The sequence below is a fragment of the Flavobacterium sp. C3NV genome, assembly GCF_046825355.2.
In the GTDB taxonomy this organism is placed as follows: Bacteria; Bacteroidota; Bacteroidia; order Flavobacteriales; family Flavobacteriaceae; genus Flavobacterium.
In genome coordinates, this window is record NZ_JBKQBJ020000005.1 from 259,167 (window position 1) to 281,909 (window position 22,743).

At 34.3% G+C, this 22,743-nt stretch carries 17 protein-coding genes; 6 read left to right on the plus strand and 11 right to left on the minus strand.

Features of this window, described 5'->3' with window-relative positions:
* Positions 1–18 precede the first annotated feature (18 nt).
* From ACIDC4_RS09755 to ACIDC4_RS09795, 9 genes are all read right to left on the minus strand, one after another.
* Entirely contained in the window at positions 19–1,404 is a 1,386-nt protein-coding gene (locus tag ACIDC4_RS09755; protein ID WP_412042689.1) for an alpha-amylase family glycosyl hydrolase, read from the minus strand.
* Between the two features lie 140 nt (positions 1,405–1,544).
* A complete protein-coding gene (locus ACIDC4_RS09760) occupies positions 1,545–2,651 on the minus strand; it encodes a SusE domain-containing protein (protein ID WP_412042688.1) in 1,107 nt (368 codons plus the stop codon).
* A 17-nt stretch (positions 2,652–2,668) separates the two neighbouring features.
* Entirely contained in the window at positions 2,669–4,180 is a 1,512-nt protein-coding gene (locus ACIDC4_RS09765; RefSeq protein ID WP_412042687.1) for a RagB/SusD family nutrient uptake outer membrane protein, read from the minus strand.
* Positions 4,181–4,188: 8 nt separating this feature from the next.
* Positions 4,189–7,461 (minus strand): TonB-dependent receptor, encoded by a 3,273-nt coding sequence (locus ACIDC4_RS09770; protein ID WP_412042686.1) that lies wholly within the window; start codon positions 7,459–7,461, stop codon positions 4,189–4,191.
* A 131-nt stretch (positions 7,462–7,592) separates the two neighbouring features.
* On the minus strand, positions 7,593–8,771 hold the full coding sequence (locus ACIDC4_RS09775) for a FecR family protein (RefSeq protein ID WP_412042685.1): 1,179 nt from the start codon (positions 8,769–8,771) through the stop codon (positions 7,593–7,595).
* A 365-nt stretch (positions 8,772–9,136) separates the two neighbouring features.
* Entirely contained in the window at positions 9,137–9,700 is a 564-nt protein-coding gene (locus ACIDC4_RS09780) for an RNA polymerase sigma factor (protein ID WP_072964774.1), read from the minus strand.
* A gap of 390 nt (positions 9,701–10,090) precedes the next feature.
* Positions 10,091–10,747 carry a hypothetical protein gene (locus ACIDC4_RS09785; protein ID WP_008466087.1) on the minus strand — a complete coding sequence of 219 codons (657 nt, stop codon included), beginning with the start codon at positions 10,745–10,747 and terminating at the stop codon, positions 10,091–10,093.
* Between the two features lie 121 nt (positions 10,748–10,868).
* Positions 10,869–11,240 (minus strand): YraN family protein, encoded by a 372-nt coding sequence (locus ACIDC4_RS09790; protein WP_412042684.1) that lies wholly within the window; start codon positions 11,238–11,240, stop codon positions 10,869–10,871.
* 157 nt (positions 11,241–11,397) lie between these two features.
* Positions 11,398–12,297 carry a S66 peptidase family protein gene (locus ACIDC4_RS09795; RefSeq protein WP_412042683.1) on the minus strand — a complete coding sequence of 300 codons (900 nt, stop codon included), beginning with the start codon at positions 12,295–12,297 and terminating at the stop codon, positions 11,398–11,400.
* 228 nt (positions 12,298–12,525) lie between these two features.
* Here ACIDC4_RS09795 and ACIDC4_RS09800 point away from each other — a divergent pair, with 228 nt between their 5' ends.
* From ACIDC4_RS09800 to ACIDC4_RS09810, 3 genes are all read left to right on the plus strand, one after another.
* Positions 12,526–13,626 carry an endonuclease/exonuclease/phosphatase family protein gene (locus tag ACIDC4_RS09800; RefSeq protein ID WP_412042682.1) on the plus strand — a complete coding sequence of 367 codons (1,101 nt, stop codon included), beginning with the start codon at positions 12,526–12,528 and terminating at the stop codon, positions 13,624–13,626.
* Between the two features lie 107 nt (positions 13,627–13,733).
* Positions 13,734–14,273, plus strand: coding sequence for a 3-hydroxyanthranilate 3,4-dioxygenase (locus ACIDC4_RS09805; protein ID WP_412042681.1), 540 nt, complete (start codon positions 13,734–13,736; stop codon positions 14,271–14,273).
* A gap of 252 nt (positions 14,274–14,525) precedes the next feature.
* Positions 14,526–14,837 (plus strand): hypothetical protein, encoded by a 312-nt coding sequence (locus tag ACIDC4_RS09810; protein ID WP_412042680.1) that lies wholly within the window; start codon positions 14,526–14,528, stop codon positions 14,835–14,837.
* A gap of 363 nt (positions 14,838–15,200) precedes the next feature.
* On the opposite strand, the gene ACIDC4_RS09815 is transcribed toward ACIDC4_RS09810, so the two are convergent.
* A complete protein-coding gene (locus tag ACIDC4_RS09815; RefSeq protein ID WP_412042678.1) occupies positions 15,201–16,160 on the minus strand; it encodes an MBL fold metallo-hydrolase in 960 nt (319 codons plus the stop codon).
* A 118-nt stretch (positions 16,161–16,278) separates the two neighbouring features.
* Here ACIDC4_RS09815 and ACIDC4_RS09820 point away from each other — a divergent pair, with 118 nt between their 5' ends.
* The 3 genes from ACIDC4_RS09820 (at position 16,279) to ACIDC4_RS09830 (ending at position 19,408) form a co-directional block, all read left to right on the plus strand.
* Complete coding sequence (locus ACIDC4_RS09820; protein WP_412042677.1) at positions 16,279–16,893, plus strand: hypothetical protein; 615 nt, start codon at positions 16,279–16,281, stop codon at positions 16,891–16,893.
* A 101-nt stretch (positions 16,894–16,994) separates the two neighbouring features.
* On the plus strand, positions 16,995–18,548 hold the full coding sequence (gene amaB, locus ACIDC4_RS09825; RefSeq protein ID WP_412042676.1) for an L-piperidine-6-carboxylate dehydrogenase: 1,554 nt from the start codon (positions 16,995–16,997) through the stop codon (positions 18,546–18,548).
* A gap of 110 nt (positions 18,549–18,658) precedes the next feature.
* Positions 18,659–19,408 carry a hypothetical protein gene (locus ACIDC4_RS09830; protein WP_412042675.1) on the plus strand — a complete coding sequence of 250 codons (750 nt, stop codon included), beginning with the start codon at positions 18,659–18,661 and terminating at the stop codon, positions 19,406–19,408.
* A 55-nt stretch (positions 19,409–19,463) separates the two neighbouring features.
* On the opposite strand, the gene ACIDC4_RS09835 is transcribed toward ACIDC4_RS09830, so the two are convergent.
* Positions 19,464–22,304, minus strand: a complete 2,841-nt coding sequence (locus ACIDC4_RS09835) for a pectate lyase family protein (protein WP_412042674.1) — start codon at positions 22,302–22,304, stop codon at positions 19,464–19,466.
* Positions 22,305–22,743: the final 439 nt, after the last annotated feature.

Below are 22,743 nucleotides of genomic sequence, written 5' to 3' on the forward strand. Positions count from 1 at the left end.
TTTTAAAGTTGCGCAGTATTAATTCTTCAATACTAAGTATTGAAAAGGAAGTAATGTGATTTCAGTGCCAAGAGTTACTGCATTTCCTGTAAAAGCATCTTTCCATGTGCCTTTTAATGAATTTGCAACAAGATATTTTGCATCATTATTAGTTAAGTTCGAAAGCACTAAAACTTTTTCAGCATCTTTTACCATTGTAAAAGCACTTACAGCATCGCTGCTGTATCCGGTATAAGTTCCTTTTTTGATAGCAGTACTTGAGTTTCTGAAAGCAATTATTTTTTTGTATTGAGCCAGCATTTCCGGATCTGCAGTTGACCAGTCAATTGTATTTTTTTCGAAATAATTAATCCTTTGTGCATATCCAATTTCCTGTCCGTTATAAATCATTGGAACAGATTTCATGTAAGCGGCAACAACAAATGTCGCTATAGATCCTTTTTTACCACCGAAAAGCTCAATTGGAGTTCCTTCGGCAAAGTTGACATCATGATTGCTGGTATATCTTACGATTCTATAATCTTCATTGTAATTTGTCGAATATTCTGCAGCATTTGCATTTTGTATTGTACTTGCAGATAAATTTTCTTTAAATACTTTTTCTAAAGTGCTGAAAAAATTAAATCCAAAAGTATAATCAAAACCAGATCTAAATAGATTCACGTTTGTACCTTCTGCCAACATTAATATTTTCTGATTTTTTTTAATTTTTCTTAGTTTTGAAACGGCTTCAGTCCAAAAATCCTGTGGGACAAAATCAGCGTAATCGCATCTGAAACCATCAATATTTGCAGTATAAATCCAGTACTCCATAGCATCAATCATGGCATCTTTCATTTGTCTATTGGTAAAATCCAATTGGGCAACATCATTGTAATTGGTTCCCGGAGGAATAATGATTTTCCCGTCAGGGCCCTTTTGATACCAATCAGGATGTTGGGTAATCCAGGCATTGTCCCATGCAGTATGATTGGCAACCCAGTCTAAAATAACAGCCATATTTTTTTTGTGCGCTTCTTCAACCAGCACCTGAAGATCTTGTAAAGTTCCAAAATCCGGATTTATTGCTTTGTAGTCTTTTACAGCATAAGGAGAACCCAGTCCTGCCGCAACTTTTTCTTTTCCAACCGGAAAAACGGGCATTAAATAAATAACATTTACACCCAATTCCTGAATTTGAGTTAGGCGATCCTGAACACCTTTTAATGTTCCGGCCTGACTGAAAGAACGGATATTTACCTGATAAATAATGGCATCTTCTTTATTAGGCATTTTATCGAATGAGGCGCCGTATTGCGGATAAGGAGGAGGTGTATTTGAATCTGAATCGTTATCAGATGAACTACAGGAAACAAACGCTAACGTAAGCAGTAGTGCATAAACGATGTTTATATTTGATTTCATAATTTTAATTTTTTTAATACGTCCAGAGTTTGTTTTGAGATGATAACCTCTAAAAATTTTAAGATAGCCTGCCTTTCGCTCAAAAAAGGCAGGTATCAACTCAAACTAATCTAAACTGTAATTTTAAATACTGATATAGATTATTTTTTAACTATTGTACATGTTGCAGTTGCCGGATAACCGTTTGAGACAGGATCAACTTCATCGATTTTAAAAGTGATTTCATATGTTCCTGCTTCACTGATACCATAAGCACCTCCATTGTCAAGATTTACGGTATTTGTAGATGAATCTGCAGGTCCGTAATTAACTGACCAATTATTATTTAATTTGAACTTTACACTTCCGGGTAATAAGTTGGCAGTAATTTTCCATGTTTTGGTTTGATGGTCATATGACATCGGAATAGCGTTATTCCAACCATAATCTTTATCTTCAGGTGTTGGTGCATGTGTTGCATCTCCTGCAATTCCCCAAGCATACGGAATAGAGGTCCATTTTAGTGTATTTAAATTTACTTTGATCTGGTATGATCCTGCTCCAGGCAAATGAAAATTAGGTTCGCTTCCGTTTTTTAAATCATTATTGCTATTTCCTGCACCGTAATATTGATCCCAGTTTCTGGCAGTATTCAATTTAAAGTCAGTACCATTACCAGCAGGAAGTGTAACGTAACCCTGATAAACACCTTTTGAAATAGCGGTTAAAGCCGCAGCAGTTCCTACATTAAATTCTCCCTGATAAAATCCTGGCATATAAATTTCACCAAAAACGACACTTTTTTCATAAGGAGTAACCGTTAATGTGATGTAATCTGAGTACACTTTATGATCTACACTGGCTTCTACACGAACCACTAATTTCCCCGCTACATTAGGTAAAAGGCCTAAGTCTATAGCAATTTTGTTTAAGTCTCTCCCTATTAAAGCTTTGCTTAAAACATCTTCACCGGCTTCTATTCGTTTCGATTTTAACCACGCCTTTGGTCCGGTAATGTCAGGAATTATATCAATTTGCAATGCATAAGTAACAGGCGTACCAACAGGAAATGCGACAGCAGGCCATGAAATTAATTCTACAGATTGATCTTCTGTCTCTTCATTTAGAACCAATGTGGTAGAAGAAGCTTCAATATTACTTGAAAAAGGTACCGTTTTTAAGGTCGTTAATTCTGCATCACTTTCACAGGAGGCACCTAAAAAAAGCAGTGTGCCCAATACAAATAATTTATTTATATATTTTTTCATAATAGTTTTATTTTTTATTATCCCGGATAGCCTGGATTTTGTTTTAACCCTCTGTTAGCATTTAAAGCAGATGTTGGAATAGGGAATAATTTTCTGAAAGCAGGAGATTCCCCTCTGAACTGGTTTGGCAGTAAAAATTTGTTAAAACGAATCATATCCTGTCTTCTGTGTCCTTCCCAGTTTAGTTCAAAACCTCTTTCGTTGTACACATCATCAAGAGTTGGATTTGCGTTTAATGGATCTAATCCCGCACGTACTCGAATTTGGTCTATAAAAGGTTTTGCAGCTCCTGTATTTCCTAAACGAACATTACATTCTGCCATCATTAAAATAACATCGGCATATCTGTAAATTGGAAAATCATTTGAAGCTCCGCCTCCTGTATTTGATCCGGCCGGATAAAATTTAATATTACGAACACCAGCTTGTGGAGGTGCTCCAGGATTATCTAAAGACGGAACATCTAATGTATAATTAACACCACCTGGCTGTTCGCCTACCAAAAACTGTTTTTTACGAATATCATTGTCAGCATATTTCAGGTAAAATTCTTTGGGAACAATAGTCCCGTTCCAACCGTCATATCCAAATAAAGCTTTTGCATTTGGTCCGGATAGACTTCTAACCGCATAAACATTACGGGATAAAATATCAATAGTAGCAAAAATGGATAAAATAGTTTCGTCCTGAGGCGATACATCTCCAAATAACTCGTAGTATTTATTTCCAAGTGGACTAGAGGCACTTGCTTCGCCAGAGTGTAATGAAAATCCACCATCACTTACTTTATTACAAGCTGCTAAACACTCACTCCATTTTGCTTCACCAGTATAAACCTCTGCATTAAGATACACTTTCGCCAATAAGGTATATCCTGCCCATTTGTTGAAACGGCCATAAAAATCACCTCCTTTTGTACCATAAAGTAATTCTACATTTTCAGTAAGTTCTTTTACAATAAAGTTATATACTTCTTTACGGCTGGCTTGCGGAATTTTATCTACAGTAACATTGTTGTCTGTATAAAAAGGAACGTCTCCAAAATCATCTATTAATAAATAATAGAAAAAAGCACGCAATACTTTAGCTTCTGCAATTTTTGCTGTTTCGGCATTTGATTTTTCTAATAATCCTACAGCTAAATTGGCATTGAAAATACCTTTGTACAACCAATTCCAGGTATTGTTTATAATACCTTCGGTTGGTAACCATGTGTGTTTATGCAAACGGGCATAATCTTCCTGCCAGTTACCATCTGTTCTGTGTGGGATAACCTGTTCATCAGATGCCATACAGTTCATATCATACCAGCCGTTATCTGCACCCGCATAACCAACACCGGTAGCTCCATCTCTTGTAAATTCTCCCGGAATCTGTGCATAAATACCTGCTAAGGCACTATTGGCTCCTTCAGGAGTGGAGTAAAAGTCATCTGCGGCATATTTGTCGTATACATTTTCATCAACGTCAGTACAGCTAAATAAGGCAAGTAAAGAGATACCTGCCAACAATATATTTTTAATTTTCATTTCTTTTACTATTTAAATTTTACACTTAAACCAAATGCAATACTTCTGGTACGAGGATAAATTCCTTTATCACCTCCAAAATTGTCTTCAGATTTTCCGCTTCCGCTTATATTTAATTCCGGATCAATACCTGTATAATCAGTAATTAGTAATAAGTTATTTCCAGTAAGTGAAAGTCGGATCGAATCAACATATTTATCTGTAAAACGGAAACTGTAACCTGCTGTAACATTCTCTAATCGTATGAAAGAACCGTCTTCTAACCATATGTCTGATGCGTATGGTGAAGTACGAATGCCTTTATCAACACCGCTTTGTAAAAGATTTGATTTACCTGTATTTTCAAGCATGCTTAGGGTTTGATTAAGCTGATTGTAAACTTTATTGCCTCCTGAACCTCTCCATAACATAGAAACATCAAAATTTTTGTATCTGTAGGTTGGGTTGAAAGCAAACGTATAAGTTGGTAACGCAGTTCCTGCATAATAACGATCGGCGCTTGTAACACCCTGATCAATAGCACCATCTGCGTTACGATCTAATACAGTTTCTACTCCATTAGAATTTACGCCTGTGTGTTGTAAAGGATAAAATGCACCCACAGGTTTTCCTTCAACAAGGAAAGAGTTTGGAGCTCCCCATCCCACATAATCTGTATTTAAAGGAACGCCATTAATACTTCCGCTTAAATTAAGTACTTTATTTTTCATAAACGAAACGTTACCGCCTAATGTAAGTGTACTGTTTTCGGTTCTGATAAGATCATATGCCAAAGACACCTCTAAACCTTTATTGGAGATACTCCCAACATTTGCTTTGATGGTATTGTAAGCATAAGGTGGCTGTGGTACTGTGTAATCAAGTAATAAATTATCTGTTGTAGCATCATAAACATCTACAGTTCCTCTTAATCTATTGTCTAAAAGAGCGAAGTCAAGACCAATGTTGGTTTGTTTTTTGGTTTCCCATTGTAAATCAGCATTCGCATTTTGACTAATACCGAAATTAGTAATTAAGGAACCTCCAAAATAAGCTGATCCCTGTCTGCCTACTAATGAAAGAGAGTTTTGAGGGTAAAGACCTTGTTGGTTACCTGTAACACCGTATCCAACACGTAATTTAAGTTCATTAAATAAATTTTGGGTTCCCATAAAGGACTCCTTGTTTATTTGCCACGCTACAGATGCAGACGGGAAATCTCCCCATTTGTTATTTACACCAAATACAGATGAACCATCTCGTCTAAAACTTCCGGTAAATAAATAACGATTCAGTAATGAATAATTTACACGTCCTAAAAAGGATACTAATGTTCTGTCATTTTTATATGATTCTATATCTCCAGACGTAACTTTCGATAAATCACCTAACTGCAATGCATTGTAAGTAGTTTTATCACTTATAAAACCTTTTGCCTGAGTATAATTACCCTGATAAGCTTGGTTTTGCCATTCGTATAAAGCCAATGCATTTATGCTGTGAATGCCAAATGTTCTCTTGTAAGTAAGACTTGCATTCATCAATCTTTCGTTTTGCTTTTCATTTTTAATGTTAGCATATCCATTTTGACTAACTGCATAGGCATTTGTCGATTCTACCGGAAGGAAATATCCAACAGAACTGTTTGTTTTTCTCCAGCTGCCAAACCAGCCAAAGGTTAAGCCTTTAGCTAAATCCAGATCAGCCTTCAGGCTTCCAAATAAATTGTCTTCTTGTCTTTCATTAGTAACGGTTTGTGCAGCTGCATAAGGATTCAGGTATTGAAACACATTTGGATCTGTAAAATAACTTCCATCAGGATTAAAAACAGGATCTGTTGGTCGCATTAAATAAGCATTTGTTATCAAATTTGACATATAAGCAGCTGTTCCAATATTCCCAATACTGCTATCAGTATTGTTAATTCCGTTAGTTAAATTAAATGACAATTTTAATTTATCATCAAGGGCTGTTTGTGTTGCCTGAACACGGCCAATATATTTTTTATTTCCCGTGTTTATTACTACACCGTCTTGTAAAATAGCTGTTATAGAGGCTCTATAGCTAAATTTATCTGTTCCTCCGCCAAATGCTAAACTGTGTGTTTGTGTTACACCGGTTTGGGTCAAAAGACCATACCAATCGGTATCTGAAGCATGGTTTGCAGATGCCGGAACGCCAACAGTCTGAGCAGTTTGCCACCATTGGTCAGCACTCAGCATATTTAGCTTTTTTGGAATAAAATCTAAAGAAGTAGATCCGGTATACTCCAATGTTGTTCTTCCTGCTTTATTTTTTTTAGTGGTTACGATAATTACTCCGGGTGCTCCTCTTGAACCATAAACAGCAGTTGCTGAAGCATCTTTAAGAACATCGATACTTTCTATTTCGCTTGGCGGAACCTGATTTAACAAATCCAGATTTCCCTGAATTCCGTCTACGACTACTAAGGGATCATTTCCTCCAATCAAAGAGCCAATTCCTCTAATACGCACACTTGGTCCTGAACCCGGTTCGTTACCAATTTGAGTAATATTGACACCTGCAGCTTTGCCCGAAATTAATTGTAATGGGTTTACAATAGCGCCTTGATTCATGTCTTTTGAAGCAATTGAAGAAACAGCTCCTGTAATATCTTTTTTAACGGTTGTGCCGTAACCTACAACCACTATTTCCTGCAAATCTGTAGCATCTGGCATAAGCTGAATGTTGATCACATTTTGACTGGCCACTACTTTTTTCTCTTTATAACCTACAAAGGATACAATGATTACAGAAGATGGACTTTCTACAGTAAGTTTATATTTTCCGTCAAAATCAGTAACCATACCATTTTTTGTTCCTTCTTCATTAACCGAAGCTCCGGGTAAAGGCAAACCATTTTCGTCCGTAATAATTCCGGATACAGTTTGTTTTTGATAGAGAATGTTTTGTGTTTTTAGTTCCGGTTTTTTTAAGATAATCTGAGTATCCCGAATTTTAAATTCTGTTGGGGTTCCTTTAAAAAGTTTATCTAAAACAACATTTATCGGCTGGTCTTTTACAGAAATAGAAATCGTTCGGTCTAAGTCGATATCGTTCAGTTTGTAAATAAACCTGAAATCAGTTTTTTGTTCTATGGTCTCAATAACCTTCTCGATTGTTGAATTGTTTAATTCAAGGGTTACTTTTGTTTTTTGGGCATAAGTATTCCCTCTAATATTAAACATGGCGACCAAAATAAGTAGTGTAGTTAGTTTCAATTTTAGGTCATATTGGAACATTGGGTATTTAAACCCAACATTCTTTGATTTTTTTTTCATAATTTTGTTAATTGATTGTAGTTAATTCGTTATATTCAATCACTTAGTTAATCGGAAATTGTTCGCAGCTCTTTCCGATTTTTTTATTCCTTTACTTTTATTCTCTCATATTTTTTCATTGGTTTTAGTGGTTATTTAATTAGTATTTGATTGTTTTTTATGGTGTAATTGATGCCGTGAATGTCATTGAAATAACTCATTACTTTTTCTATCGATTCATCGCTAAAACTCGCATTGAATTTTTCGTTAGCCAGTTTTTCGTTTTTGTTTACAATCGTAACATTATAGCGTCTTTCCAGTTTTGTAATGATATTTTTGAAAGTCATATTTCTAAATGTCAAACCGCCATTGATCCATGAAGTATAAATATCTGTAATAACAGGTTTTGTAGAAATCTGGGCATTTTCTCTATTGAAGCTTCCTCTGAATCCTGGTTTTAAAATTGTATTGGTAGTAGCATCAAATTCTTCGTTTGAGCGATACATTCCAACAGAACCTTCAACCAAAACAACATCTGTGGCAGCATCTTCAGGGTAATTAGAAACATTAAAATGAGTTCCTAATACACGAATATTCAAAGCATCGGCATTTACTATAAAAGGATGTTTTTTATCCTTGGCAACATCAAAAAAAGCTTCGCCATCCAGAAAAACCTGTCTGTTTTCGCCGGCAATAAATTTCACTGGATATTTTAGAGTTGTTCCGGCATTTAGATGCACCATTGTTCCGTCAGACAATTGTAATCTGAATTTTTTGCCATACGGAATCTTAATCGTGTTGTAGGTTATTTTCTCTAAATCTGAATTATTGTCGTAAACAATTTTGTCTCCATCCTGATTTCCTACTATGTTTCCATCTGCATCTCTAACTTCAACTTTATTGTTTTCAGATATAATTTGCGTATTTCCATTTTCTAGTTGCAATACGATATCTGTGCTTTTAAAATCGAATTTTTGTTCGGTTTGAGTTTTAAAAGCATTTTTTTGATAAGCAAAACCAATTCCTAATAAAACAACAACCGAAGCGGCGATTGCAATATATTTTCTAAAGTTTGATTTCTTAGGACTGATTTCTATTACAGTCTCCTCTTCTTTTGTGTTTGCTAAAATAGAAGCAAAAATAGAATCAGCCGTTTGTTGATCCATTTTAGGCATTTCGCCAAGAAGATTTTGAATATCCTCTACAGAAGGAAAATCATCCGTTAGCTTATTTTTTTTGTAGTAGGCAATTACCTCGTTTGTTTCTTCGGGTGTACATTGGTTCAAAACAAACTTTTGTAAAAGGGGTTGCATTTCAGAATTTGAATTCATTACGAATTGATTTTTAAGTCCGGGTTTTATATAATACAGTTGAAAGGAAGTTGAGTACTACTCAAACGTTGTAATTTTTTCAATTTTAACATGTTGATAGAAAAAAAACTTGTGAAGTATTGATTTTGTTGAGGTTGTTTAATAAAAAAAATATTTTTAATTTTTTAGAGAAGCGACCCGTTTTGTCATCCTGACGCAGGAAGGATCACACTTGTAGCTCGACAAAGATTGGCGATTTTGTTTGCGGAGTTTCTCGTGTGATCCTTCCTGCGTCAGGATGACAACATTGCCTAAATCTTTGCGGTTAAACCAAAAAAAAATCACCCGGAAAGAGTGATTTTAATGGTTAAATGTGGTTTTTTGGTTTAGATAATTTCGTCATGAACCTGAAAAAAGACCCGCATCGATTCTAATGCTTTACTCATTTGATTCCTGACTGTATTGATAGAGATGCCGAGTTCCTGACTGATTTCTTCGTAAGTCATTCCTTTTTTCCTTGACATCTTAAAAATTTTCTTTCGTTTTGGTGGCAATTGCCCCATGGCTTCTTTTCGTAACTTCTTACAATCGGCTTCACGAATCGAATAATCGCCATAATCATGAGATTTCTGGCTTTCGTAAAAAATGGCTTCTTTTAGTAATGCATCATTTGCTGCTTTATTCAAAGAATTAAATGCCTGATTTCTGGCAATTGTAAAAATATAGGCTTTAAAAGATTGTTCCGGATTTAAGTTTTCGCGATGTTGCCAAACTTTCATAAAAACATCCTGAACATTTTCTTCTGCAGCTTCTTTTGATTTTAATAAACTAATGCTGTAACCATAAATATCCTGATGGTATAAATCAAAAAGCTGACGAAATGCTTTTTCGTTGCCATTTCTGAGCTCACTCACCAATAATTTGTCGCTATGGTTCTTCGCTTCTAACATTAATTTAATTAGTCCGTATTTAAATCTAATTATATTATGATACTATCAAAATTGATACTCTAATTTGCTGATGGGTTAGCAAATATATAAAAATATTATTCGCAACAAATTTTATTAAAAAAAACTTAATTCTGTATTTTTTAATAAATTTTATGCTGAATACCAGTAAAGTCAATGGTAACGCGCTTTTTATCAGTTCAATATGTTTTTGACTTATATCTTAAAAATTAATTATTCAGATAATTATTTATTGCGAATATTCTTATTTGTGGCTACGAAGAATGATGATTTGATAATTAAAGGGCAAAAAAAATCCTTTTATCTTTCTGGAGAAGAAAGATAAAAGGATAGTATAACGAATCGTAATGATTTTGTGATTTAAAAAATTTATTAGTTTTTTAGGTCTTTAATTACCTTAAAAGCAACATCAACCTGATCTTCTCCAACTAAAATGGTGAATTCATTTGAAGTCGAAATTACCTCATTGATGATAATTCCTTCCCAGGCCAAACGTTGAAAAATGAAATAATAAATACCCGGAACTACGATGTTTTCTTTTGGTAATTTTACTGTAATAGAAGCCAGATTATCTAATTTCTGAATTAGTTTTTCGCGCATAAAATGCTTTTCAACCAAATGATTTACGCTGCTGCTAACTACGATATTAGTCTCGTTTACACCACGAGATGAGGTATAAAATATATCAGATAAAGCATTAATATCCGAAATTAAATCAGCTTGTTTGTTTAAAACCGTTTCAGAAGCTGCAAAAGTGTAATCTGTCAATTCAGAACGAACCGTGATTTCACCAATATTCTTGATTACTTTATTGATTTTATGGTTCAGTTTAAAATCTAATTCTTCCGTGAGTCGTTTCAGCGACATTACAACAGCACCTTGTTTCACCTCTTTGCCAAATTCACTTTCCAATTCGGTCATAATGTTCCGAGAAAGCGACGTCAGGTTGATGATTCCAAGCGATAGCGCATTTAATAAAAAAGGTTTTGTTTTGATGTAATTTTCGACGATTGAAGAAACAGTTTTCATAGTTTTTTTTCTTTTTTTTTGTAACTTAATTGTGTTGGTTTAGTTAATAGGGGATGTTATAAATTCCTGCAAATATAAATAAAAAAACAATTTGTTACAAATATAACAATAAAAAATTATGTTAAAAATGATAAAAAGCATCTGTAAAATGTTCAATTGCAAATGTTTCGCCTTTTTTATGTATGGCTACGATGTCAAATCTTATGCTTAAATCATCACAAAAATCCTTTTCCCTATCGTTTATGTAGGCATTTACTGCTTTTATCAGAAGTTGGATCTTTTTCGGTTTCACAAAATCCTGCGGAGCACCAAAATCTAAACTCGATCTCGTTTTTACTTCAACAATGGCCAAAACAGATTCTTTTTGAGCAATAATATCAATTTCGGCCTTCTGAAAAGTCCAATTTCGATCTAAAATTTTATACCCTTCTTTCCGAAGAAATTCTACAGCAAGTTCTTCGCCTTTTTTTCCAAGTTCATTGTGTTCAGCCACTTTTATGTTATGAGTTTTAAGTTATGAGTTATGAGTTTGTTTTGCACGCAAAGACGCAAAGTCGCAAAGAATTAAATAAAACTTTGCGACTTTGCGTCTTTGCGAGATTTTTATGTGGTATTTGGATTCTTCTTAATTGAAAGAAAACGAGAAATTATTATTTTTGAAAAGTAACAATACTTCCGGTTTCATTAACGTCGATCGATATCGTACTTCCCATAATAAGCGCTCTGTTATCCTGAATGTGCCCGGCCGGAAAATTGAAAATTACCGGAATATTGTATTTTTTAGTAACATCATCTATGATTTCGACAGCATTTTTACCCCATGGCACTTCGTTGTCTTTCATTTTAGTCATTCCGCCAACGATGATTCCTTTTAGGTTTTCAATACAGCCATTACGCCTTAAATTGATCATCATTCGATCGATGTGATATAAGTATTCATCAAGATCTTCGATAAATAAAATTTTGTCCTTGCAGTCAATAGCCGATGGAGATCCTAACAAACTATATAAAATAGATAAGTTACCGCCAACCAATTCGCCGGTTGCTTTACCAAAACGGTTCATTTTATCCGGAGCTACAGAATAAGATAATGGCTCGCCAAACAAACTCGATTTCATCGAACTGATTGCAGCCGGAGTAGCACGCGGAATAGTTACCGGCATTACACCATGAATCGATTTATAACCCATAGTATTCAAATGATTGTGCAAAACCGTTACGTCGCTAAAACCAATAACCCATTTTGGGTGTTGTTTAAATTTGGTAAAATCTAAAAGATCAATCATTCGCACGGTTCCATATCCGCCGCGAACACACCAAATTGCTTTAATATTCGGATTGTCTAATTGATGTTGAAAATCTGCTGCACGTTGTTCGTCAGTTCCGGCAAGTTGATTAAAATCAAGTCCAATTGAGGTTCCCACAACAGCTTCTAATCCCCAGCTTTTTAATAAATCTATGGTAGGTTTTAAGTTGTCGTCGATATTTTTTCTGGCAGTTGCTAAAATGGCTACAGTATCTCCTTTTTGTAAATAAGGTGGTGTTATCATGTTTTGTTGTGATTGACAAGTGAATGAATGCAAAGCAAAAATAAGAAATATGAATTTACAACTGGCAAAGTGTTTCTTTAAGTATTGGTTTGGGCTCATGTTCATGGTTCTTTTGCTAATTCAGTATTAATGATAAACAAATATAGAGATTTTAAAAAATAAAATAATTAGAAAAATCTTACAAATAAATTAATTTCCTTAAATTGAACTTTTTAAAAAATTTAGTTGATGAAGATTATTATATCTAAGATATATCTTATTGCGCTGTTTTTTCTTTCGGTTTCACAGGCACAGTCAAAAAAATATACCATTCATACTGTTGCATTTTATAATTTCGAAAATCTTTTCGACACCATAAATGATCCTACAACCCATGATGACGAATGGACTCCCGATGGAGCGCAACATTGGACCAAAGAAAAATACGAACAGAAATTAAAAAATCTTTCCAGAGTTTTATCTGAAATAGGAACTCCTGAAAATCCCAACGCACCAACAATAATTGGAGGTTCTGAAATCGAAAACCGTGGCGTTCTCGAAGATTTACTAAAACAACCCAAATTACAGTATCTTGACTACGGAATCATTCATTTTGATTCTCCCGATAAACGCGGAATTGATGTTGCGTTGCTTTATCAAAAGAAATATTTCAGACCCACTTCTTATTCTAATATTCCCTTATATATCTATAAAAATAATACAATTGTAAAAGACGAAAAGAAAGAAGAACCAGATGATGATATCGAAGTAAAAACAGCCAACAATAACCGAATTTTTACAAGAGATCAGCTTTTAGTAACCGGTTTTCTCGAAGGCGAGGAGATCCATATTATCGTCAATCACTGGCCATCGAGATCAGGTGGTGAAAAAAAGAGCAGTCCGTTTCGGGAATTGGCAGGAAGTTTAAACCGAAAAATTATCGATTCGCTGCAACAAATAAATCCCAATGCAAAAGTCATGACAATGGGCGATTTAAACGATGGCCCGTTCAACCGAAGTGTAAAAATAGCCTTGGGAGCAAAAGCAAAAAAGAGCGAAGTTCCTGAATTTGGAACTTACAACCCGTTTGAAGAACTGGCAAATAAAGGTATGGGAACGATCGCTTTTCGGGATTCATGGGATATTTTCGACCAGATTATCATTACAGAATCCCTTATAAAATCTGATTTTTCGACCTTTAAATTTTGGAAAGCAGGTATTTTTAGCAAACCCTATCTCATTACGACTTCAGGACAATACAAAGGATATCCGCTTCGGCATAGTTTGACCGAAGTAGGTTTTAGCGATCATTTTCCCGTTTATATTTATTTGATAAAAGAGATGAAATAGTTTTCAGTTTACAGTCCCAGTTTTCAGAATATTGTAACTGTAAACTGGGACTGTAAACTGATCACTTTTTACTAACTTAGCTTCATAGAAACCCAGCACCACTAAAAATGTCAATAGCAAAACCTTTCAACCTAACCAAATGGATCGACGAAAACCGTCATTTACTTAAACCGCCAGTAGGAAATAAAAATCTTTATGTAGATTCCGGCGATTATATCGTGATGGTTGTTGCAGGGCCAAACGCCCGAAAAGATTACCATTATAACGAAACCGAAGAGCTTTTTTACCAACTCGAAGGAAGTATAAAAGTTGTGATTCAGGAAGATGGCGAACGTAAGGAAATGGAATTGAATGCCGGAGATATGTACCTTCATCCATCTAAAATTCCTCATTCTCCAGTTCGTTCAGAAGGTTCTATAGGTTTGGTAATCGAACGCAAACGTGCCGGAAAAGGATATACTGACGGATTGCTTTGGCATTGCGACAATTGCAATCATAAACTCTACGAAGTGTTTTTTGAATTGCACAATATCGAAAAAGACTTCCTGCCGCATTTCGAGCATTTCTATAATTCAGAGGAATTAAGAACTTGTGATAATTGCGGAACCGTAATGGAATCTGATCCTAGATTTGTCGCGAAGAAATAAACATATCCTAACAGGTTTTTAAAACCTGTTAGGTATTATAATATTAGCAATAGAAATAAAAGTCTTTTAAATTTTAGTTTGTTAGGAGCTATTTCCCGCTATCCGTTTCAATCTTTTCCTGGCTAAAGAAGCCAGAAAAAGGATTTCCACTTCTATCGGGGCTAGGGCATTAGTTTTCATAAGAATGATTGTGCTTTTAAAGAAAGAATATTACTATATTTGCATCATAAATGATATAAAATTAAATCAAAAATGATACAAGAAATTATCACATATAAAAATATACTAAATAGTATTGAAGATTTAATGGATAAGTCTCCATTTAAAAAAGCTTATATTATTGAAAAAGCAGGCATACCTAGTCCTACTTTTTATAGAAAACTAAAAACCCAGTCTTTTACTCCGGATGAGATGCTTTCTATTGCAAAAATACTTTCTCCGGAAGAAAATTTTCGATTAGAACTAAAAGCAGAAATTGAACAAGCTAAACGTGAGTATGAAGAAGGTAATTTTATGACTCATGAGGATATGTTACTTGAACTAAAAAGTAAAAATATTATTTAATTTAAAAATTTAAAATTGTTAATGGCTTCTGACGGTTGTCATAAAATCTGATTAAATGAATAAAATCCTGATTTATTATATAGTATAAAGAAGTATACTTTGAAATTAAGATTTCGTTGCATTCTAGATCGCGTCTAAATTTTCCTAAATGAGGATTTATTGCAATTAAATCAAGAATATGTAACACTTCGTTTGCAAATTTTTGAGCAATTTCATTACTTCGATATTGAAGTAAATAATTTCGTGTGTTATAAAAAGTATAATTAGCTCGAACTGACCAAACAATTTTCATTTACTGAATTTTTATTTGGCTAATTTATAAAAATAAACTTACAAATAAATATTTGTGTGTGGCAAAAAAAATTACAACTCAAGCTTTTTCCCTTGTTCCGGATAAATAATTTTCAATCCAAGATCGTTTTGCTTTTGCAATTGTTCTTTCAGTTTGATGATATTTTTAGTGGGCGGTTTCAAATGTGTCACGATAATATTAAAACCTTTTAAAGTTCCTTTTCCTGATAAATCTTCTAAAGTGTGAAGTTCTTTCATTAAATAATTTGGCGTTAAATGTCCAAACAAAAATTGATCAGGCTGTTCATTAGGGAACGAAACTTCAATAAAAATTCCTTTCAATTGTTTACTTTTTACAAGAGGCGCAATCGCTGTCCAAAGTGATTTCAGTTTATCGCTTTTTTCTACGGCATCAGGTCCCGTATCTCCTAAATAAAGCACATAAGATTCTCCGTTTTTAATCAAAAAAGCAGTGCTCTCAAACGGATTCACATGACTTAACGGAAATGCTTTTACCGTCATTGTAGTATTGGTAATTGGAGTTTCTTCACCAATATTTAAAGTCTGAAAATGATATTTTTTTAATGGAGTTCCGGGACCTTTATCACCAAAATTGGCCCAGGTTTCATCATTAAAATAATGCTTTTCCATCATTTCCATACATTTATCAGTAGCATAAACCGTTTTTGAAGAATCGGCAGGAGAATTAATAATCAAACCCGAAACGTGATCTAAATGTGCGTGTGAAATAAAATATCCTTTAATGTACTTTCGTAAAACTTCGCTTGTCGAAACTTTAAATACTTTATTTTCGATCGCTTTTTCGATTCCGGCATTTATAGTTCCCGCATCCAAAGCAATAAAATCATTCGTATTTGTTGGAGCGACTAAATAAGCCGAAAGATTTTTTTCGTCTATTCCACCTTTTATTCCTAACGGAACAACCTGAAAAGCAGATTTTTGTTCTTTTTGAGAAAATGCATTTGCAGAGATTAAAACGAAACAAATCAAAAGGCGATTAAAAACAGACATATTTAAATAATTTTGTTGCTGCAAAGTTCCTGAATTAAGACGAATAAATTGCCGTATCTTTTTCTAATTGATGTTAATTAACCCTAAATTTACTTTCAGCTATAAAAAAGTTATAAATATGAAGCAGTTCTTTTTGATTTTATTATTGAGTCTAATGGCTTCAAGCGCTTATTGTTGTGATTGTTTAGAGAAGCCTTCGATTAGAAAAAATTGGGAAAGTGCAAATCAGGTTTTTATTGGAAATGTAATCAAAGTAGATAGTTTGCTTTATGGAGGTTATGGAGAAAAAGTCTACTCATTCACAATTAAAATAAAAAAATCGTTTAAAGGAGATATTTATTCTGGCAGAGATTATAGAACTATTTTATATGTAGATACTGCTGCTTGTGATTTTCCTTTTGCCATAGGTGGTGAATATCTAATTTATGCTAAGCAGGATAATTTCGTGCTTAATTGCTCTCTCTGCTCAAGAACAGATTTATTAAATAATGTTTCAAAAGAGGAATTGAATGCTATAGCAGATTTGCAAAAAGAAGATTTTAAGAATAGAAAGCAAATACGAATTATTAAATTTCAAAATAATACAGAATATCAAATTGATTTAGTGAAGAATTCTTTTGAAGAAAGTTTAAAACGTAAAAATTTAATAATCTATCTTTTATCTGGTGTAGTCGTTACTCTTCTTTTAATAATTTTGGTTTTTCTTATCAAGAGAAATAAACACATTAATTGATTAAGAAGCATTATTACAATTTCTGGTTTAATTCAATTAAAATTCAACACGAAATAATATCTTTACATAAAAATATAACAATTTTAACTAAAAAAGTTACAATGACAACAATAGCATCACAATTTGGAATGAATGAGGCTCTGGAAAAATTGGGCATCAAACTGATCAATGAAGGAACATCAACAGGAATACAAAACTTTTCTTCAGGAGAAATTCTGGACAGTTTTTCACCAGTAGACGGGAAATTAATTGCTTCAGTAAAAATGTCAACACCTGAGGATTACGAAAAGGTAATGCATTCAGCGACAGAAGCTTTTAAAACTTTCCGTTTGATTCCTGCACCACAACGTGGAGAAATTGTTCGTCAGTTTGGGCAAAAGTTACGTGAAAATAAAGAAGCTCTTGGTAAACTGGTTTCCTACGAAATGGGCAAATCCTTACAAGAAGGATATGGCGAAGTGCAGGAAATGATCGATATCTGTGATTTTGCAGTTGGTTTGTCTCGTCAATTGCACGGATTAACAATGCATTCAGAAAGACCAGGACATCGTATGTACGAACAATATCATTCATTGGGAGTTGTTGGGATTATCTCTGCATTCAACTTTCCGGTTGCAGTTTGGTCGTGGAATACTGCTTTAGCGTGGATTTCCGGTGATGTTTGCGTTTGGAAACCTTCTGAAAAAACACCTCTTTGCGGAATTGCCTGTCAAAATATTATTGCTCAGGTTATTAAGGAAAATAACTTGCCGGAAGGAATTTCTTGTTTGATAAATGGCGATTATAAAATAGGAGAATTAATGACGGCTGATACCCGTATTCCGTTAGTTTCTGCAACTGGTTCTACTAGAATGGGAAAAATCGTTGCACAAGCTGTTGCGGGACGTTTAGGTAAATCATTATTAGAACTTGGAGGAAATAATGCGATCATTGTTACTCCGGATGCTGATATAAAAATGACAGTTATTGGTGCTGTTTTTGGTGCAGTAGGAACTGCCGGACAACGTTGTACATCTACACGCCGCTTAATCATTCACGAAAGCATTTATGATAAAGTAAAAGATGCTTTGGTAGCAGCCTACAAACAATTACGAATAGGAAATCCGCTTGATGAAAACAATCACGTTGGACCGCTAATTGACACACATGCTGTCGAAATGTATGCCGTAGCTTTGAACAAAGTGGTTGCCGAAGGTGGAAAAATTCTAGTAGAAGGCGGAGTACTTTCAGGTGAAGGTTATGAAAGTGGCTGTTATGTAAAACCGGCAATTGCTGAAGCTCAAAATTCATACGCCATTGTACAACACGAAACATTTGCTCCGGTTTTATACTTAGTTAAATATTCTGGAGATGTTGATAATGCAATCGAAATTCAAAATGGAGTAGGACAAGGATTATCCTCTGCAATTATGACGAATAATTTACGTGAAGCCGAAAGATTTTTATCAGTTGTAGGTTCAGATTGCGGAATTGCAAACGTAAACATCGGAACTTCAGGAGCTGAAATTGGTGGTGCTTTTGGTGGAGAAAAAGAAACCGGAGGCGGACGTGAATCAGGATCTGATGCCTGGAAAATCTACATGCGCCGTCAAACTAATACAATTAACTATACAACGAGTTTACCTTTGGCACAAGGAATTAAATTTGATTTGTAATTGTAAATAAATTCAATTTAAACCGCTGATTTCAAATAAATGAAATTGGCGGTTTTTTTATGTTTAATTTATAGTAGTTTGCTTATTTTTGATTGAAAAATTGCACTAAAATGAATCCAAAAATATTTTTGTTGTTACTGGCAATTTCTATCCTGAGTTGTAGTAAAAAAACAGATGGAAAAACTGTAGTTATAAATAAAGAGACATTGAATCAGACTATTCCGGAAGAAGAATATGAAGGAGATGAATCTGAAATGTTGTTAAAAGAACTTAAATTTCCACAAACAGGAAAAGATGTTGAAGCCTTCGTTTTAGAACCTTGTGAAATAAAAATGAAGGCAGAAGGTTTTCTAAATGATGATAACCTTAAAGATATTGTAATTGTTTTACAAAATAAAGATGATAATACAGATTCACGTGCAACGTTGGTACTTTTAAAACAAGAAACCGGAGAGTATAAACTTCAGGATATTTCTTGGGAAGCTGTTGATCCCGAATATACAGAAATTGGTTACCAGATATATACATCAGAGGAGATTTATATCGAGAATAAAGTATTGCACATTATGCTTCAAAGTGGCGGAGGACCAGCTGGTACAAGAGAAACATTATACAAATATGTTAATAGTGATTTTGTTCTTATAGAGATGCATACTTTTAATGCCGGAGCAGGTTCTCATTTGTCCAGTGATTATAATTTAATAAAAGGAGTGGCTGAACATGAAGTCACAAATACTTTAAATGATAGTATGCCAGATAAGCATGAAATCAAAAAATTTGAATTAAAGCGACAGATGTTATTTACAAAAGACAATCCAAACATCGTTTTAGAAAATTTACCAAGGTCAGATAATTTTTAAAAAATAAAAGGCTTCCGTCTATTTTCGGAAGCCTTTTGCTTTTTAGATTTTAGATTTATTTCTTCAAAATAGTTTGATTAAATGAACCATCTGTAGTATATATTTTTACTAAATAAGTTCCAGGAACCAGATAACTAACATCTATATTTTCCAGGTTTTTATCAGCTGTTTTTATCAGCATACCTGAAATATTATAGATCAAAACTTTCTCTATATTTTGAGAAGCACTTGTGATTGATAATGAATTGGTAACAGGATTAGGATATAATACCGGTTTTGCAATTTCTACTGTTTGTGTTGCTTCAAAATTTGCTGCACGTAAAGTACTTCCCGCATATTCTGTGCTTATATAGAATAAGTTGGCAACAGATCCTTTTGCGATGGTGTGCGAACCCGAAGCAACTGAGGCCGTAACGATTCCTGCAGAAGCAGTATAAGAAACATTGTCTATTTTAACTGTTCCTGTAAAGTTCGAATCAAAAACCAAAGTCAATGTTGAAGCACTTGTTGTGGTGTAAGTAATCGTTGTACTTGATTCAATTTTTAAGCGTTCAGTCAGAGTCAATCCGTTATAGGTTACAGACCCAGGTGTAGAATTCATGTTTCCGGTAATGTTGTAGAATGAACTTGTTTTTCCAGAAGTAGTAAAATTGTGAATTTGATTATTACCCGGATTATTTGTTGTTACTGTAATTGTTCCTGATCCCGTAGCGGCTGTTCCTGTCCCGACTGTAGCAATTGAATATGATACAGTTGCTGTTGGTGTACCGGTAATAGTGATCGTTTTTGCCGATATATTTTTTACAAAACTAATTCCGGATGCAGGTAATCCAGTTACTGTTGCGTCAGTTGCGCTGCCTCCCCAGGTAAAAACAATCGAAGCAATGGATGTTCCGTTTGCTACAGTTTGATTGTTATTAGCTGTAGAAGCAAGGGTTTGACCACTTGTTGCCGAAACTGTAATTGTACCTGATCCTGTTGCAACTGTCCCTGTTCCTATTGTAGCAATAGAATAAGATAATGTAGCTGTAGGAGTTCCTGTAATAGTAATGGTTTTAGCGGTTGTATTTTTTACAAAACTAATTCCCGATGCCGGTAATCCGGTTACTGTTGCATCTGTTGCGCTTCCTCCCCAGGTAAAAACAATAGCACCTATAGCTGTTCCGCTTGTTACGGTTTGATTATTGTTTGTTGTCGAAGTAAGGGTTTGCGGGTTTGCTGGCGAAGTTCCTTCGCCTTGTACAGCTACTAATGATCCGGTATAATTAGTAAGTGCAGATTTCAATGCTGTAATTACCAGCGACGATTTATCATCTACACTATTGTCAAAAGTCCATTTTAGATCTCCTCCGGAAACTCTTCCGGCGTATTGCGTTGTTTTTGTTTTTGCAACTGCCGGTTGATCTATTACTAAGTTTTTTACATAAAAAGCTGCGTTGGTATCAAAGTTATTGTACGTATTTGCTCCAGATTTAGATTTTACGTTACTGCTCACTACTTCTCCTCTTGATGTTGCTACATAAGCATCAAAGTCTGTTGTAGAGCTTATTTTTCCTGAAATGTTGTATAAAGGATTCGTATCACCATAAGCAACAAAACGCATATTGTTTGTGGCAATATCAGCGTCGAAAGTATTGTTGAATGCTTTGATCGAACCTCCTGCTTCGCCTGAAAAAGTTCCCATAGTTCCGGCATTATTTACCTGATTGGCTTCGTCCCAGATATCGCTTCCCTGTAAAGAGGTCAGCATTGGGTATTTACTATTTCTATAATAATTTCCTTCAACAAATAAAGAAGAGCCTAAAGTAGAGCCTGATCCGTATTTTGAAACTCCATCAAAATAATTGTTGTAAATGTGTGCCGAATAGTAACGAACGCGTGGATGACGTGAATCTGAATGATCAAACCAGTTATGATGATAAGTAATATACAAACCGCTTGTCGTACCTTCACTTAAACCTAAAAGACTTGCTTTACCACTATCCCAAAAGTGATTGTAAGCCAGTGTAATATAAGTTGAAGTTTTATTGTCTAATGCCCCATCTCCTTTTATTTGATCAGCATCGCTGCCCGCATTTCCATAAAATAAATCGCAATTATGAACCCAAACGTGATCATTATCTTGCTGCATCCCAATATTATCGCCGGCTGTACTGTTGCAATTCATAACGCCTATATTGCTAATTTCAATATTAGATGCAGATTTAAGACGTACTCCCCAACCATTTGCAACGGCATCGGTTCCAACTCCTTCAAGAGTAAGATAGCTGGAAGCGTTGTTTGAGTTTTCGATCACAACATCACCGCCTTCCATTACAGTCATATCAGTAATATTTCCGATTAATCGAATAATAAACGGACGTGTATCCTTTCCTTTTTTAATCGCATATAAAATATTTTGTAAGCCAACACACGGATTAGAACTTGCACCCGTAATATCCATTGATATTGTATTTTTAGTGTTTTGAGTAATGTAAAGAATTACTGCGCCGGCTTTTGGCGTTCCGTCGGCGTTGTAACCGCCAGGAACACGTCCTCCGTCAAATGCAAAACCATTACGATCATGTGCTAAAACAGTTAGAGTACTTGTTGTAGCACCAGTTCCTTCAGTTCCAGATATTACGGGTTTTACTTTTACAGTATATGTTCCTGCTTTTAGACCCGGAATATCGGCACGAAAATAGGAGCCATAACTTCTTATAAGCTGATCGTCTATTTTTTTGTCAACTAAACCGTTCCCAGTGTAATAAACATTATATGTTTGGGCATTACTTACAGGTTGCCATTTTACAAAAACAGATTCCAACCAGCCAGAAGCTTCGTTAATTTGAACTTGTTGCGCCCATGTTTGAATACTGACAAGAAAGAGTGTCAGGATAAGTAGGTTTTTTTTCATAATTGTGGTTTTTTTGTTAATAAAGTTTTTTGGGTATCGAAACTATTCAAGTAATTGTAATCGATTACACAAAAGTATATTAATTTTTTTAAATGTGTAATTAACCGCCTATAAAAAAACATAAAACACAAAATTATTTAGTTTTAATAAGTATTATGTAATAAATTACACTAAATGCAATTTATTGCATAATTATAAAATAGCTTCTCAGGGTGAGGTTTTGTTGAATTTTGTAAAAATGTAGAGATAGAGAATGCAGCAAATTAATATCAAAATTAAAGATTCGATTGTATTTGAATGCGATACTATTTAAATAAGTAAAAAGCTACAATTTTGAATTAAATTGTTGTGTTTTCTATTTAAAATTAGCTCTTAAATAAAAAATGCATGAAGATATTCGATGCAAAAACGGATGCAATTCTCTATTTTGAAAGTCTAA

What these genes read in the sequence shown, in the direction of transcription:
- ACIDC4_RS09755 (WP_412042689.1), bottom strand. Translation starts at nt 1,404, where the DNA reads ATGAAATCAAATATAAACATCGTTTATGCACTACTGCTTACGTTAGCG.
- ACIDC4_RS09760 (WP_412042688.1), bottom strand. Translation starts at nt 2,651, where the DNA reads ATGAAAAAATATATAAATAAATTATTTGTATTGGGCACACTGCTTTTT.
- ACIDC4_RS09765 (WP_412042687.1), bottom strand. Translation starts at nt 4,180, where the DNA reads ATGAAAATTAAAAATATATTGTTGGCAGGTATCTCTTTACTTGCCTTA.
- ACIDC4_RS09770 (WP_412042686.1), bottom strand. Translation starts at nt 7,461, where the DNA reads ATGAAAAAAAAATCAAAGAATGTTGGGTTTAAATACCCAATGTTCCAA.
- ACIDC4_RS09775 (WP_412042685.1), bottom strand. Translation starts at nt 8,771, where the DNA reads ATGAATTCAAATTCTGAAATGCAACCCCTTTTACAAAAGTTTGTTTTG.
- ACIDC4_RS09780 (WP_072964774.1), bottom strand. Translation starts at nt 9,700, where the DNA reads ATGTTAGAAGCGAAGAACCATAGCGACAAATTATTGGTGAGTGAGCTC.
- ACIDC4_RS09785 (WP_008466087.1), bottom strand. Translation starts at nt 10,747, where the DNA reads ATGAAAACTGTTTCTTCAATCGTCGAAAATTACATCAAAACAAAACCT.
- ACIDC4_RS09795 (WP_412042683.1), bottom strand. Translation starts at nt 12,297, where the DNA reads ATGATAACACCACCTTATTTACAAAAAGGAGATACTGTAGCCATTTTA.
- ACIDC4_RS09800 (WP_412042682.1), top strand. Translation starts at nt 12,526, where the DNA reads ATGAAGATTATTATATCTAAGATATATCTTATTGCGCTGTTTTTTCTT.
- ACIDC4_RS09805 (WP_412042681.1), top strand. Translation starts at nt 13,734, where the DNA reads ATGTCAATAGCAAAACCTTTCAACCTAACCAAATGGATCGACGAAAAC.
- ACIDC4_RS09810 (WP_412042680.1), top strand. Translation starts at nt 14,526, where the DNA reads ATGATACAAGAAATTATCACATATAAAAATATACTAAATAGTATTGAA.
- ACIDC4_RS09815 (WP_412042678.1), bottom strand. Translation starts at nt 16,160, where the DNA reads ATGTCTGTTTTTAATCGCCTTTTGATTTGTTTCGTTTTAATCTCTGCA.
- ACIDC4_RS09820 (WP_412042677.1), top strand. Translation starts at nt 16,279, where the DNA reads ATGAAGCAGTTCTTTTTGATTTTATTATTGAGTCTAATGGCTTCAAGC.
- amaB (WP_412042676.1), top strand. Translation starts at nt 16,995, where the DNA reads ATGACAACAATAGCATCACAATTTGGAATGAATGAGGCTCTGGAAAAA.
- ACIDC4_RS09830 (WP_412042675.1), top strand. Translation starts at nt 18,659, where the DNA reads ATGAATCCAAAAATATTTTTGTTGTTACTGGCAATTTCTATCCTGAGT.
- ACIDC4_RS09835 (WP_412042674.1), bottom strand. Translation starts at nt 22,304, where the DNA reads ATGAAAAAAAACCTACTTATCCTGACACTCTTTCTTGTCAGTATTCAA.